10 protein-coding genes are annotated in these 14,644 nt (G+C 64.1%); 8 read left to right on the plus strand and 2 right to left on the minus strand.

The genetic code is table 11. The features are described 5' to 3' along the window. Positions 1–82: 82 nt before the first annotated feature. Complete coding sequence (aceE, locus tag BLR77_RS07355) at positions 83–2,728, plus strand: pyruvate dehydrogenase (acetyl-transferring), homodimeric type (protein WP_074676350.1); 2,646 nt, start codon at positions 83–85, stop codon at positions 2,726–2,728. A gap of 11 nt (positions 2,729–2,739) precedes the next feature. Then, positions 2,740–4,713, plus strand: coding sequence for a dihydrolipoyllysine-residue acetyltransferase (gene aceF / locus BLR77_RS07360; protein WP_074676352.1), 1,974 nt, complete (start codon positions 2,740–2,742; stop codon positions 4,711–4,713). Positions 4,714–4,884: 171 nt separating this feature from the next. Here aceF and BLR77_RS07365 read toward each other — a convergent pair whose 3' ends face one another. Next, the gene (locus tag BLR77_RS07365; RefSeq protein WP_074676354.1) at positions 4,885–5,391 is read right to left on the minus strand and encodes a hypothetical protein; all 507 of its coding nucleotides are present in this window, start codon (positions 5,389–5,391) and stop codon (positions 4,885–4,887) included. A gap of 166 nt (positions 5,392–5,557) precedes the next feature. Here BLR77_RS07365 and BLR77_RS07370 point away from each other — a divergent pair, with 166 nt between their 5' ends. The 4 genes from BLR77_RS07370 to BLR77_RS07385 all read left to right on the plus strand — a co-directional run bounded on the left by BLR77_RS07370 (position 5,558) and on the right by BLR77_RS07385 (position 10,506). Further along, positions 5,558–8,263, plus strand: coding sequence for a putative bifunctional diguanylate cyclase/phosphodiesterase (locus BLR77_RS07370; protein ID WP_074676356.1), 2,706 nt, complete (start codon positions 5,558–5,560; stop codon positions 8,261–8,263). Between the two features lie 50 nt (positions 8,264–8,313). Next, the gene (gene msrA, locus BLR77_RS07375; RefSeq protein WP_074676357.1) at positions 8,314–8,967 is read left to right on the plus strand and encodes a peptide-methionine (S)-S-oxide reductase MsrA; all 654 of its coding nucleotides are present in this window, start codon (positions 8,314–8,316) and stop codon (positions 8,965–8,967) included. 17 nt (positions 8,968–8,984) lie between these two features. After that, complete coding sequence (locus tag BLR77_RS07380) at positions 8,985–9,182, plus strand: putative motility protein (protein ID WP_017678604.1); 198 nt, start codon at positions 8,985–8,987, stop codon at positions 9,180–9,182. A 70-nt stretch (positions 9,183–9,252) separates the two neighbouring features. Next, positions 9,253–10,506, plus strand: a complete 1,254-nt coding sequence (locus tag BLR77_RS07385) for a cyclic di-GMP phosphodiesterase (protein WP_074676359.1) — start codon at positions 9,253–9,255, stop codon at positions 10,504–10,506. Between the two features lie 70 nt (positions 10,507–10,576). Here BLR77_RS07385 and BLR77_RS07390 read toward each other — a convergent pair whose 3' ends face one another. Beyond that, positions 10,577–11,431: a 23S rRNA (adenine(2030)-N(6))-methyltransferase RlmJ gene (locus tag BLR77_RS07390; protein ID WP_074676361.1), complete on the minus strand. Its 855-nt coding sequence runs from the start codon at positions 11,429–11,431 to the stop codon at positions 10,577–10,579. A gap of 122 nt (positions 11,432–11,553) precedes the next feature. On the opposite strand from BLR77_RS07390, the gene BLR77_RS07395 reads away from it, so the two are divergent. Together BLR77_RS07395 and BLR77_RS07400 are read left to right on the plus strand one after the other, a co-directional pair. Beyond that, positions 11,554–12,606: an NAD(P)H-dependent flavin oxidoreductase gene (locus BLR77_RS07395; protein ID WP_074676802.1), complete on the plus strand. Its 1,053-nt coding sequence runs from the start codon at positions 11,554–11,556 to the stop codon at positions 12,604–12,606. Positions 12,607–12,726: 120 nt separating this feature from the next. Beyond that, the gene (locus BLR77_RS07400) at positions 12,727–14,532 is read left to right on the plus strand and encodes an acyl-CoA dehydrogenase (RefSeq protein WP_074676363.1); all 1,806 of its coding nucleotides are present in this window, start codon (positions 12,727–12,729) and stop codon (positions 14,530–14,532) included. Positions 14,533–14,644 lie beyond the last annotated feature (112 nt).

A 14,644-nucleotide genomic window follows, 5' to 3' on the forward strand; every position in this document is an offset into this window, starting at 1 on the left:
GAATTTCAACTCGCCCGCCCAAAAAGCCGGTGAGACCCAACTGGCCTCCGATTCTGGAAGCCTTTCCGCCCTGGAGCAAGCCATGCAAGACCTCGATCCGATCGAAACCCAGGAATGGCTGGACGCCCTTGAATCCGTCCTCGACCGTGAGGGTGAAGACCGTGCCCATTACCTGATGACCCGTCTGGGCGAGCTGGCCACCCGTAGCGGTGCGCAACTGCCCTACGCGATCACCACGCCTTACCGCAACAGCATCCCGGTAACCCATGAAGCTCGCATGCCCGGCGACCTGTTCATGGAGCGCCGCATCCGCTCGCTGGTGCGCTGGAACGCCCTGGCCATGGTGATGCGCACCAACCTGGACGACCCGGATCTGGGCGGCCACATTTCCAGCTTCGCCTCCTCCGCGACGCTGTATGACATCGGCTTCAACTACTTCTTCCAGGCCCCGACCGAAGAACACGGTGGCGACCTGGTGTTCTATCAGGGCCACGCCAGCCCTGGCGTCTACGCCCGCGCCTTCATGGAAGGCCGCATCAGCGAAGACCAGATGAAGAACTTCCGTCGCGAAGTGGATGGCAAAGGCCTGTCGTCCTATCCGCACCCCTGGCTGATGCCGGACTTCTGGCAGTTCCCCACCGTATCCATGGGCCTCGGCCCGATCCAGGCGATCTACCAGGCCCGCTTCATGAAGTACCTGGAAGCGCGCGGCTTCATTCCGGCCGGCAAGCAGAAAGTCTGGTGCTTCATGGGCGACGGCGAGTGCGACGAGCCGGAATCCCTCGGCGCCATCTCCCTGGCCGGCCGCGAAAAGCTGGACAACCTGATCTTCGTCATCAACTGCAACCTGCAGCGCCTCGACGGCCCGGTACGCGGCAACGGCAAGATCATCCAGGAACTCGAAGGCGTGTTCCGCGGTGCCCAGTGGAACGTCAACAAGGTGGTCTGGGGTCGCTTCTGGGATCCGCTGTTCGCCAAGGACAAGGACGGTGCCCTGCAGCGTCGCATGGACGAAGTGGTCGACGGTGAATACCAGAACTACAAGGCCAAAGACGGCGCCTACGTTCGCGAAAACTTCTTCAATACCCCGGAGCTCAAGGAGATGGTCAAGGACCTCTCCGACGACGAGATCTGGAAGCTCAACCGTGGTGGCCACGACCCGTACAAGGTCTATGCGGCCTACCATCAGGCCGTTAACCACAGCGGCCAGCCGACCGTGATCCTGGCCAAGACCATCAAGGGCTATGGCACCGGCGCCGGTGAAGCGAAGAACACCGCGCACAACACCAAGAAGGTCGACGTCGACAGCCTGCGTCAGTTCCGCGACCGCTTCGACATTCCGGTCAAGGATGAAGACCTGGAAAACCTGCCGTTCGTGCGCCCGGAGCCGGGCAGCCCCGAGTACAAGTACCTGCACGAGCGCCGCAACGCGCTGGGTGGTTTCGTACCGCAGCGTCGCCAGCAGAGCTTCAGCATCCCAACGCCGCCGCTGGATACCCTCAAGGCCATCCTCGACGGTTCGGGCGACCGCGAAATCTCCACCACCATGGCTTTCGTGCGCATCCTCGCGCAGCTGGTCAAGGACAAGGAGCTCGGCCAGCGCATCGTTCCGATCATCCCGGACGAAGCCCGTACCTTCGGTATGGAAGGCATGTTCCGTCAGCTCGGCATCTACTCCTCGGTCGGCCAGCTGTACGAGCCGGTCGATAAAGACCAGGTGATGTTCTACAAAGAGGACAAGAAAGGTCAGATCCTCGAGGAAGGCATCAACGAAGCGGGCGCCATGAGTTCCTTCATCGCCGCCGGCACCTCGTACTCCTGCCACAACCAGCCGATGCTGCCGTTCTACATCTTCTACTCGATGTTCGGCTTCCAGCGCATCGGCGACCTGGCCTGGGCCGCTGGCGACAGCCGCACCCGAGGCTTTTTGATCGGCGGCACCGCCGGCCGTACCACCCTCAACGGTGAAGGCCTGCAGCACGAAGACGGTCACAGCCACATGCTGGCAGCGACCATCCCCAACTGCCGCACCTACGACCCGACCTACGGCTACGAGCTCGCCGTGATCATCCGCGAAGGCATTCGTCAGATGACCGAAGAGCAGCAGGACATCTTCTACTACATCACCGTGATGAACGAGTCGTACCAGCAGCCGGCCATGCCGCAAGGCGTGGAAGACGGCATCATCAAGGGCATGTACCTGCTCGAGGAAGACAAGAAGGAAGCCGCGCACCACGTGCAGCTGCTGGGTTCCGGCACCATCCTGCGTGAAGTCGTCGAAGCAGCGAAGATCCTGCGTGACGAGTTCAACATCGGCGCCGATGTGTGGAGCGTCACCAGCTTCAACGAACTGCGTCGCGACGGCCTGGCCGTAGAGCGCAGCAACCGTCTGCACCCGGGCCAGAAGCCCAAGCAGACCTACATCGAGCAGTGCCTGAGCGGCCGCAAGGGCCCGGTCATCGCGTCCACCGACTACATGAAGCTGTTCGCCGAGCAGGTTCGTCAGTGGGTGCCGAGCAAGGAATACAAGGTCCTGGGCACCGACGGCTTCGGCCGCAGCGACAGCCGCAAGCAGCTGCGTCACTTCTTCGAAGTGGATCGCAACTGGGTCGTGCTGGCCGCCCTGGAAGCCCTGGTCGACCGTGGCGAGATCGAAGCCAAGGTGCTGGCTGATGCCATCGCCAAGTTCGGTATCGACGCCGACAAAGCCAACCCCCTGGACTGCTAAGGAGCGTAGCGATGAGTGAATTGATTCGCGTACCCGACCTCGGCGGTGAAGGCGAGGTGATTGAACTGCTGGTGAAGGTCGGCGACCGTATCGAAGCCGACCAGAGCGTACTGACCCTGGAGTCCGACAAGGCCTCCATGGAAGTGCCCTCGCCCAAAGCCGGCGTGATCAAGGAAATCAAGGTCAAGATCGGTGACCGCCTGAAGGAAGGCGACGAACTGCTGGTGCTGGAAGTCGAAGGTGCCGCCGAAGCGGCGCCTGCGCCGAAAGCCGAAGCCGCGCCTGCCGAAGCGCCGAAAGCAGCCGCTCCGGCTGCCGCGCCCGCCGCTGCAACCAGCAGCAGCGTGCAGGACGTGCACGTGCCGGACATCGGCACCGATGGCAAGGTCAAGGTCATCGAAGTCATGGTCAAGGCCGGTGACACGATCGAAGCCGACCAGTCGCTGATCACCCTGGAGTCCGACAAGGCCTCCATGGAAATCCCTTCGCCGGCTGCCGGCGTGGTGGAAGAAGTGCTGGTCAAGCTGGATGCCGAAGTCGGCACTGGCGACCTGATCCTCAAGCTGCGTACTGCTGGCAGTGCAACCAGCAGCACTGCGCCGGCTCAAGCCGCAGCACCCGCTGCTACGCCAGCCGCCGCACCTGCCCCCGCTGCCGCCGCCCCGGCTGCTGCTTCGGTACAGGACGTGCACGTGCCGGACATCGGCACCGATGGCAAGGTCAAGGTCATCGAGGTCATGGTCAAGGCCGGCGATACGATCGAAGCCGACCAGTCGCTGATCACCCTGGAGTCCGACAAGGCTTCCATGGAAATCCCTTCGCCGGCTGCCGGCGTGGTGGAAGAAGTGCTGGTCAAGCTGGATGCCGAAGTTGGCACCGGCGATCTGATTCTCAAGCTCAAGGTGGCGGGTGCTGCACCGGCCGCTGCGCCGGCACAAGCCAGCCAGGAAGTGCACCGCGTACCGGAAGGCGCCGCCCCGGAAGTGGCCGCAGAAGTCCGCGCCATTGCCTCGCTGTCGGCTGCAGCTGCCGAAGTCGCCAACGCGCCCAAGCGCGATGGCGCCAAGGTGCATGCCGGCCCCGCCGTGCGTCAGCTGGCCCGTGATTTCGGCGTGGAACTGGCGGATATCGCCGGCACCGGCCCGAAAGGTCGCATCCTCAAGGAAGACGTGCAGGTGTACGTCAAGGCGATGATGCACAAGGCCAAGGCCGCACCGCAGGCGACTGCAGCCGCTGCCACTGGCGGTGCCGGCATCCCGCCGATCCCGACCGTGGACTTCAGCAAGTTCGGTGAAATCGAAGAAGTGGCGATGACCCGCCTGATGCAGGTCGGCGCCGCCAACCTGCATCGCAGCTGGCTCAACGTGCCGCACGTGACTCAGTTCGACTCGGCCGACATCACCGACCTGGAAGCCTTCCGCGTCGCGCAGAAGGCCGTGGCCGAAAAGGCTGGCGTCAAGCTGACCGTGCTGCCGCTGCTGCTCAAGGCATGCGCCCACCTGCTCAAGGAACTGCCGGACTTCAACAGTTCGCTGGCCCCGAGCGGCAAGGCGATCATCCGCAAGAAGTACGTGCACATCGGCTTCGCCGTCGATACGCCGGACGGTCTGCTGGTGCCGGTGATCAAGAACGTCGATCAGAAGAGCCTGCTGCAGCTTGCGGCTGAGGCCGCCGCCCTGGCGGAAAAAGCGCGCACCAAGAAGCTCTCGGCTGATGACATGCAGGGCGCCTGCTTCACCATCTCCAGCCTCGGCCACATTGGCGGCACCGGCTTCACGCCGATCGTCAACGCGCCGGAAGTGGCGATCCTCGGTGTCAGCAAGGCGACCATGCAGCCGGTGTGGGATGGCAAGGCCTTCCAGCCCAAGCTGATGCTGCCGCTGTCGCTGTCCTACGACCACCGAGTGATCAACGGCGCTGCCGCCGCACGCTTCACTCAGCGTCTGTCGCAGCTGCTGGCCGATATCCGCACCATCCTGCTGTAAATCGTTTCGAGCACGCCACGCTCGTCTCCTCAACCCCGCCCATCCAGGCGGGGTTTTTTTATTCAGTGGCAAGCGTCGAAGTACAGGCTCCAAGCAAGAGCAAATCAGGGGCGCCGCGAACACTCCACGGAGGAACGCCTCGCTGATGCGAGCGTGTGGCTTGTGGCTGCCTTATCCTTTCTGCACGTTGCGAATCAGAAAGCTCAACGCCTTGGCCAACTCACCAGCCCCCTGGTGGTCACGCACGATGCTCAGCAACGGACTGCCATCAGCCGGATTGAACAGCACACAGCGGATACCGCCGGTCGGACACTCGTAGCGGATGAACGGATCGATACCGAACACCGCAACACGCTGATTGCGCACCGAGATGGCGGTGCCCTGCGCGCCACGACTCTCCTCGCGCAGGATAAGCTCGCCGGCATTGCCGACATTCAAGCGGTACAGCAGATCCTGCCGCTGCGCCTGGCCAACCTGGTAGCCAGCGCGCAGGGCGTAGGTTTCCAGCAATGCGTTGCTGTGCGCGAGCAACGCATTGCGCTCGTTGTCGGTCAGATAAAGACGCTTGAGCCCGTCCAGATAAGCGGCCTGTTCGGCGCCCTGCAGCGCTGCCGCGTCATCGGCGCTGGCAACCGCGGGTATGGCCGTAAAAAGTGCTCCGCCAAGCACCAAGGCCATGAGTTTTCTTGTCAGTCTCGCTTGCATGATGCACCCTTGCCGAACGCTATAGTGAAGTAGGCCTGAGCCCTAGCCTCCGTCCGTGTCGCTGCACCTTCTGGCAGCAGCGACCCTGTACTGAGAACGGATGCCTCGCCTGGTCAGCATACTGGAAGCCCACCGCCCAATGAAAAGCCATCCCGATGCCAGCGCACGCTCGGCAGCCGAGGTTGTGACGCAGTTGCCAGTGCCCTCGCGGCTCGGCATGTTGCGTTTCGAGCGCTTGAACGAGCCAAGCTGGGCGCTGCTGTTTCTCGACCCGGCCTGCGAACGTCAGTTGGGTATCAGCGCCAGCGATCTCTGCGCGCTGGTGGACGCCCCCTACGCCAGTCTGATGGAGCCCGAGGCGCGCTACCGTCTGCACGACACCATCCAGCAGCAACTGCTGCAAGGTCCGCATTACCTGGTGCGCTACACCCTGCATACGCCACAGGGCGCGCTGACCCTGCTGGAAATGGGCGAACCCTTCAAACAGCGCAACCGCCAGTTACTGCGTGGCTACCTGCTGGTGGCGGACGAGAGCCTCGATCAGTACGCCCCTGCCGAACAGGAACTGCACACGCAGAATCAGCAACTGCGCAGCTCGCTGCAGCAATATCAGCGCACCCAGAATGACCACCTGCAACACCTCGCCCGTTCACGCACCCAGCAGCAACTGATCGTGCGCCTGGCGCGCCAGCGCTACGCCTCCAGCGACCCGCAGCGGGAAGCGGCCGAACTGATCACCCAGGCCGCCTGCGAGGTCTACGGTGTCGCTCGCGCAGGCATCTGGAAGCTGGGCAGTCATCACCTGGATTCCGTGTCGCTGTACCGCCGCGACCTGGACCAGCACGAACAACTGCCGCCGATAAACGCGCGTAACGTCCCGCAGTATCTGCAAGCGCTGCACAGCGGCCGCGCCATCGACGCACACGACGCCCAGCGCGATCCGCGCACCTGCGAACTGGCCGCCGGCTACCTGCAGCCGCAGGGCATCTGCTCGATGCTCGACGCCAGCATACGCATCGAAGGCGAGGTGGTCGGCGTACTCTGCCTGGAGCATATCGGCGGCCCACGCACCTGGCAGGCCGACGAGATCGCCTTCGCCGGCGAGCTGGCCGATCAGTTCGCCCAGGTGCTGATCAATCAGCAGAAACGCAGCGCCACCAACGCCCTGCATCTGTTCCAGCGCGCCGTCGAACAGAGCGCCAGCGCCTTTCTGCTGGTCGACCGCGACGGCCGGGTGGAGTACGTCAACCCCAGCTTCACGGCCATCACTCTGTACAGCAGCGACGAGGTCTGCGGCCATCGCCTCTCCGAACTGCCCGCCCTGGCCAACCTCAGCGACCTGCTGTTCGATGCCCGTTCCAGCCTCGCCGAGCACAGCAGTTGGCAGGGCGAGTTCCGCAGCCGGCGCAAGAACCTGGACCCCTATTGGGGCCATCTGTCGATATCCAAGGTGTATGGCGACGACGGCGAGCTGACCCACTACATCGGCATCTACGAGGACGTCACCGAAGCCAAGCTGGCCCAGCAACGCATCGAGCGCCTGGCCTATACCGACAACCTGACCAACCTGGGCAATCGCCCCTCGTTTATCCGCAGTCTCGAACAACGCTTCGCTGACAATACGCAGCAGCCGCTCGTCCTGCTGCTGGTGGACATCGACAACTTCAAGCGGATCAACGACAGCCTCGGCCACCAGACCGGCGACAAGCTGCTTTCGGCCCTGGCCCGACGCCTGCGCAACAGCCTCGGCGCCAAGGGCACCCTGGCACGCTTCGCCAGCAACGAATTCGCCATCCTGCTCGACGGTTGCGATCAGGACGCGGGCCTGCGTGTCGCTCATCAGGTGCTGCAGACCCTGGACAAGCCGCTGTTCGTCGATAACCAGTTGATCAGCATCACCGGCTCACTCGGCCTGGCCCTGGCTCCGCAACACGGCGACGACCCACAGACGCTGATGAAGCACGCCGGCCTGGCCCTGCACAAGGCCAAGGCCAACGGCAAGCATCAGGTGCAGTTGTTCACCGAAGAGCTCAATGCCGAGGCCAACTACAAGCTGTTCGTCGAGAACAACCTGCGCCGAGCCCTGACCCAGAGTGAGCTGGAGGTGTTCTACCAGCCCAAGCTGTGCCTGAAAAACGGCCAGCTGCTGGGCATGGAGGCGCTGCTGCGCTGGCACCACCCGGAGAAGGGCATGATCCGCCCTGACCAGTTCATCAGCGTCGCCGAGGAAACCGGCCTGATCATTCCCATTGGCAAATGGGTGGTACGCCAGGCCTGTCGCATGAGCAAGCAGATCGCCGCCATCGGCATGGGCGAACTGCAGGTGGCGATCAATCTGTCGCCCAAACAGTTCTCCGACCCAGATCTGGTCGGCTCCATCGCCGCCATCCTGCACGAAGAACAGCTCGACCCGCGCCTGCTGGAGCTGGAGCTGACCGAGAGCCTGCTGCTGGAAGCCACCGAGGACACCCGCCACCAGCTCGGCCGCCTCAAGAGCCTGGGCCTGACCCTGGCCATGGACGACTTCGGCACCGGTTATTCCTCGCTCAGCTACCTGAAGAAATTCCCCATCGACGTGATCAAGATCGATCGCAGCTTCATCAAGGACATTCCCGACAACCAGGACGACATGGAGATCACCTCGGCGGTGATCGCCATGGCCCACAACCTCAAGCTCAAGGTGGTCGCAGAAGGCATCGAGACCGGCGCCCAGCTCGCGTTCCTGCGCCGTCAGCGATGCGACGTCGGCCAAGGCTACCTGTTCGACAAACCGATTCCTGGCCGCGAACTGATCGACAGTCTGCGCCGCTACCCCTGTCGGCCACAGGCCGACCAACGGACGTAATACGCCGCACTGCGCGTAGTCCACTACCCACCCACTTCCAGGAGACCGCCATGGTTCTGCGTTCCCAGATTCTCGTTAACAAGGATGTCCTGCCGACTGCCGAGCAGGCCCTGCCCGGCCGCGCAGAGGCGATGCCCGTGGCAGACACCCACTATGTCAACGGCAACCCGATCAAGGCGCCCTTCCCCGCCGGCCTGCAACAGGCGGTGTTCGGCCTCGGTTGTTTCTGGGGCGCCGAACGACGCTTCTGGCAACAGCCCGGTGTGTTCAGCACGGCGGTCGGCTATGCCGGCGGCCTCACGCCCAACCCTACCTACGAGGAAGTCTGCTCTGGCCTGACCGGACACACCGAAGTGGTACTGGTCGTGTTCGATCCGCAGCAGACCAGCTTCGAAGCGCTGCTCAAGGTGTTCTGGGAAGTGCACAACCCGACCCAGGGCATGCGCCAGGGCAACGACCAGGGCACCCAGTACCGCTCGGCGATCTACTGCCAGGACGACGCTCAGCTGAGCGCCGCCAAAGCCAGCCAGGCACGCTTCCAGGCTGAGCTGGACAAGGCCGGAGTGGGCAGCATCACCACTGAAATCGCCGAGGCGCCGACCTTCTACTACGCCGAGACCTATCACCAGCAATACCTGGCGAAGAATCCGGGCGGCTATTGCGGCCTGGGCGGAACAGGCGTATGTCTACCTCCTGAATCTTGAGCACGGGGTAACGGGTCGTGGAGCTGAGCAGCATTTCCAGCCAGGTATCGAGTCAGGCATCGGCGCAAATCTCCGCGCAAATGTCGCTTCTGCTGCTGCGCAAGACCCTGGAGCTGCAGGCCGCCAACATCACCGGGCTGGTGCAGTCAGCTGCGCCGGTCAGCGCCCCCAGCAACCCACCCAACCTGGGCAACAGCATCGACGTGATGGCCTGAACAACTAATGTCTTCAGGCCATCAGCCGGTCTAAACTGCGGGCAATTAGCCATCGACCGACGAGCCCGGCATGCCCGCCCCTCTGCCCACCATCACCCCCGATCAGCTTTGCGTCGGCCTCTACGTTCATCTGGACCTGAGCTGGTGGGAGCATGATTTCGCCTTCAGCAACTTCAAGATCAAGGACGAAGCGCAGATTCGCGCCTTGCGCGCGCTCAACCTGAAGCAGCTGCGCTATGACCCAGCGCGTAGCGACTGCCCGCCCCCTTCTCTCGTCGACAGCGTCACCGCCCCTCCTGTCGAAGAACCGCCGGTCGATCCGGAGAGTCAGGCACGCCAGGAACGCGTGGAGAAACTGCGTCACCTGCGCAGCCGCCTGGCCGAGGTGGATCGCCGCTTCATCGAGGCCAGTCAACGCATCAAGACGCTCAGCCAGACCCTGCGCAGCCGCCCGGAAGACGCCATGCGCCAGGCCGGGGCCATCGTCGGCGAGATGGTCGAGACCCTGCTCGGGGCGCCCGGCGTGGTGCTGCATGGCATCACTGGCAAGGCGGCCGAGGACAGTTACTTCCATGCCCTCAACGTCACCGTGTTGTCCCTGCTGCTCGGGCGCCAGCTCGGACTCGACAGCGAGGCCTGTCATAGCCTCGGCCTCGGCGCCCTGTTGCACGACATCGGCAAGCTGGAAGTGCCGAGCAAGGTGCTGCTCAAGCCCGAACCCTTGAGCCGCCCGGAGCAGCAACTGCTGCAGATGCACACCGACTTCGGCCTGCGCATGGGGCAGAAACTGATGCTCGATGACGAGGTGCTGCGCATCATCCATGAACATCACGAGCACTGTGACGGCAGTGGCTATCCGCGTGGGCTGCGCGAGGCCGCTATCGGTCGCCTGAGTCGTCTGGTGGCCATCACCAATCATTTCGACGGGCTGTGCAACCCGCTCGACCCGCGCCAGGCCCTGAGCCCACACGAGGCCCTGGCGCTGATGTTCAAGCAGCAGCGTGAGCGCTTCGACGAGGTGGCGCTGAAGGCCTTCGTTCGCGTCATGGGCATCTACCCACCAGGCAGCCTGGTGCAGCTGGAAGATGAGCGCTATGCGCTGGTGCTGGGCATGAACCCGACTCAGGCACTGAAACCGACGCTGATTCTCTACGACGCCGACACGCCCAAGCAGGAAGCCCTGATCGTCGATCTTGTCCAGGAGCCGAAGCTCGCCATCGCCCGCAGCCTGCGCCCCTCGCAGCTACCGCTGGAGGTACTGGAATACCTCAGCCCGCGGCGCAACCTGAGCTACCACATCGAGCCCAACCACAAGCCCGCTTGAGCCCCTTGTAGCCCGGATGCAATCCGGGGATCGGGGGCCACGGCTCCCGGATTTCATCCGGGCTGCGCGCTTATGACTTGCCGCTTGGCGCTTCTTCTATCAACCAATCCAGGCGCCAGCCGCCTTGACTCTGGCCAAGCACATCGGCCAACCAGGGTAGAAGCTGCCTGAGTTCATCTTCCAGACCCCATGGCGGGTTGCTGATCACCAGGCCCGAGCCGCTCAGGCGCGTGGCATCGTCCGGCGCATGCACGTAAAGCTCGGCGCGCAGCAACTTGGGCGCGGCGCTCTTGCCCAGGTCGCGGTAGAAGCGCGCCAACTGACGCTCGTCCTTGATCGGGTACCAGATCGCCACGATGGCCTGACGCATGCGCCCATGCGCTTCGTTCAAGGCCTCGACGCAGCGTTGCAGCTCGTCGGCCTTCTCGAACGGCGGATCGATCAGCAGCAGCACGCGCTTCTCCCGAGTCGGCATCAGCGCGCGCGGCACGTGCCAGCCCTCACCCAGGTGCACAGCGACGCGGCGGTCACCGCGCATGTTGTCCTTGAGCAGACGGCCGTCCTCGGGGTGCTTCTCGTTGAGCTGCAGAGAGTCTTGCTCGCGAGTCAGCAGGCGTGCCAGCTCTGGCGAACCGGGGTAATAGCGCAATTCGCCATTCGGGTTCATCGCTCGCACCACCTCCAGGTAGGCTTGCACCGCATCCGGCAGTTGCGTGGCCTGCCACAGACGAGCGATACCCTCCTGATATTCGCCGGTACGGCTGGCCTGGTCGCCCCGCAGGTCGTAGAGGCCAATGCCAGCGTGGCTGTCGAGGTAGGCGAAGGGCGCCTCCTTGCGCGACAGCAGGGCGATCAGGCGGGTCAGCACCAGGTGCTTGAACACATCGGCGTGGTTGCCGGCATGGAAGGCGTGGCGGTAGTTCATGCGGGAGTCCTCGAATCAGGCGCGCAGTTTAACAGGCCGCCGACAACTCGCATCGCGGCTTGCTCCAGTGCACCTTCAAGGCCTAGGCTGCACGCTCCTCCATGGACAGCGAGAACCCCGCCATGCCCCTGCAAAAGCTGCTCGGCAGCGAACTTCCCCTGATCCAGGCGCCAATGGCCGGTTCGCAGGATCACCGCCTGGCTGCCGCCGTATGCCAGGCCGGCGGCCTCGGCTCGATTCCCTGCGCCATGCTCACACCCGTAGCCCTGCGCCAGGAGCTGCAGGCGATGCGCAGCCTGACCGAGCGCCCGTTCAATCTGAACTTCTTCAGCCATGTGCCGCCCGAGCCAGACGCGGCCCGCGAGGCTGGCTGGCGCCAAGCGCTGGCGCCCTACTACGACGAGCTGGGCGTGGACCCGGCGAGCATTGCCAGCGGGCCTGGGCGCCTGCCATTCAACGACGACGCGGCCGCACTGGTGGAGGAGTTCCGCCCTGCGGTGGTCAGCTTCCACTTCGGCCTGCCGCAGCCTGACCTGCTGGAGCGAGTACGCCGCAGCGGGGCCAAGATCCTCTCCAGCGCCACCACCCTGGACGAAGCGCTGTGGCTACAGGAACGTGGCGTCGATGCGGTGATCGCCCAAGGCCTGGAAGCCGGCGGCCATCGCGGGCACTTTCTCGATTTCGACCTGAGCCGCCAGCTAGGCACCTTCGCCCTGTTACCGCAGCTGGTGGATGCACTGTCGGTGCCGGTGATCGCCGCCGGCGGCATCAGCGATGCCCGTGGCGTGGCCGCTGCCATGGCCCTAGGCGCAGCAGGCGTACAGGTTGGTAGCGCTTATTTACTGTGCCCGGAAGCCACGACCAGCGTCCTGCACCGCGCGGCGCTGCAGAGCCCGGCGGCTCGCCACACGGCGCTGACCAACCTGTTCAGTGGGCGCCCGGCGCGCGGCATCGTCAATCGCCTGATGCGCGAGCTGGGGCCGCTGAGCACGCAGGCGCCCGCCTTTCCCCTGGCCACTGCGGCCATCGCGCCATTGCGCGCGGCGGCCGAAGCACAAGTTAGCGGGGACTTTTCGCCGTTATGGGCGGGACAGAATGTCGCCAATTGTAGAGTGATGCCGGCTGCAGAGCTGACCCATGAGCTGGGACGGGGCTTCGAAGCACATCGCGGCTGAAGCCGCTCCTACGATCCCGGGCTGGCAGGGTGGTGTGGTGCTTTATCACCGCCACTGATGATGCTGGGCAGCCGGGCGACTGACTGCCTAGACTCGGTCGATCATCTGGAGGCCCGTTCCATGTCCGAGACCCTGCTCAGCTCCCGCAACCTGGCGTTCGAACTCTATGAGGTGCTCGACGCCGAAGCCCTGACCCAGCGTCCGCGCTTCGCCGATCACAACCGCGAAACCTTCGATGCGGCTATCAGCACCGCGCGCGGTATCGCCGAGGAGCTGTTCGCCCCGCACAACCGCAAGAACGACGAGCACGAGCCGCAGTACGTCGATGGCGCCGCGGTGCTGATCCCGGAAGTCGAACCGGCCCTGCGTGCCTTCCACGAAGCCGGCTTTCTCAACGCCACCCGCGATTTCGAGCATGGCGGCATGCAACTGCCCAACCTGCTGTCGCAGGCCTGCTTCGCCCACTTCCAGTCGGCCAACATCGCCACCAGCTCCTATTCGATGCTGACCATGGGCGTGGCCAACCTGATCGAGGCCTTCGGCAGTCAGGAGCAAAAAGACCGCTACCTGCAGCCGATCATCGATGGCCGCTTCTTCGGCACCATGGCGTTGACCGAGCCGCACGCCGGCTCTTCGCTCTCGGACATTCGCACCAAGGCCGAACCACACGCCGACGGCAGTTACCGCCTCAAGGGCAACAAGATCTTCATCTCCGGCGGCGACCAGCCGATTTCCGAGAACATCGTGCACATGGTGCTGGCCAAGCTGCCGGACGCACCGCCCGGGGTGAAGGGCATCAGCCTGTTCCTGGTGCCCAAATTCCACGTCAATGACGACGGCAGCCTGGGCGCGCGCAACGACGTGACCCTGGCCGGCCTGTTCCACAAGATGGGCTGGCGCGGCACCACCTCCACTGCGCTCAATTTCGGCGACAACGGCGAGTGCGTCGGCTACCTGGTGGGCAAGCCGCATGCTGGCCTGTCCTATATGTTCCAGATGATGAACGAGGCGCGCATCGGCGTCGGCATGGGCGCGATCATGCTCGGCTACGCCGGCTACCTCTATTCGCTGGACTATGCGCGCAACCGCCCGCAGGGCCGCCAGCCGGACGGCAAGGACCCGAGCAGCCCGCAGATTTCCATCGTCGAGCACGCCGACGTACGCCGCATGCTGCTGACGCAGAAGGCCTACGTCGAAGGCGCCTTCGACCTCGGCCTGTATGCCGCACGGCTGTTCGACGATACCCACACACTGGAAACCGCCGAAGAGCGCACCCGCGCCCTGGAACTGCTCGATCTGCTCACCCCCATCGTCAAATCCTGGCCGTCGGAGTTCTGCCTCAAGGCCAACGAGCTGGCCATCCAGATACTCGGCGGCCACGGCTACACCCGTGAATACCCAGTGGAGCAGTACTACCGCGACAACCGCCTCAACCCGATTCACGAGGGTACCCACGGCATCCAGTCGCTCGACCTGCTCGGACGCAAGGTCTCGCAGAACGGCGGCGCCGCGCTCAAGCAACTGCTCAAGCTGATCAACGACTGCTGCCAGCGCGCCAGCGAGCACGAATCGCTCACTGCCCTGCGCCAGCCGCTGGAGCAATTGCTGGCTCGCCTGCAGGCGGTGACCCTGGCGCTACTGGGCGACCTGATGAGCGGCAAGATCAACCAGGCGCTGGCCAACTCGGCGCTGTACCTGAAAGTATTCGGTCACATGGTGATCGGCTGGCGCTGGCTGGAGCAGGCGATTCGCGCCGAGCAGGGCCTGGCCCGCGCGGACAATGCCGACGAGCAGGCCTTCTACCGCGGCAAGCTGCAAGCCGCGCGCTACTTTCTGACCTGGGAAGTGCCAAGCTGCCATCACGACCTGGCCATTCTCGAAGCACGCGACGATACCTGCCTGGGCATGCAGGACACCTGGTTCTGAAGCTGAGCCAAAGGCCCCGGGCGACCCAGCGCGGGGCGCTTCGGGGCCATTTAGAAAAATGTAATAACCTTTTTGACAGCGGTAGGAAGGCTACGGTTAGAATCCCTGGCAC

This window comes from Ectopseudomonas alcaliphila (assembly GCF_900101755.1).
GTDB lineage: Bacteria > Pseudomonadota > Gammaproteobacteria > Pseudomonadales > Pseudomonadaceae > Aquipseudomonas > Aquipseudomonas alcaliphila.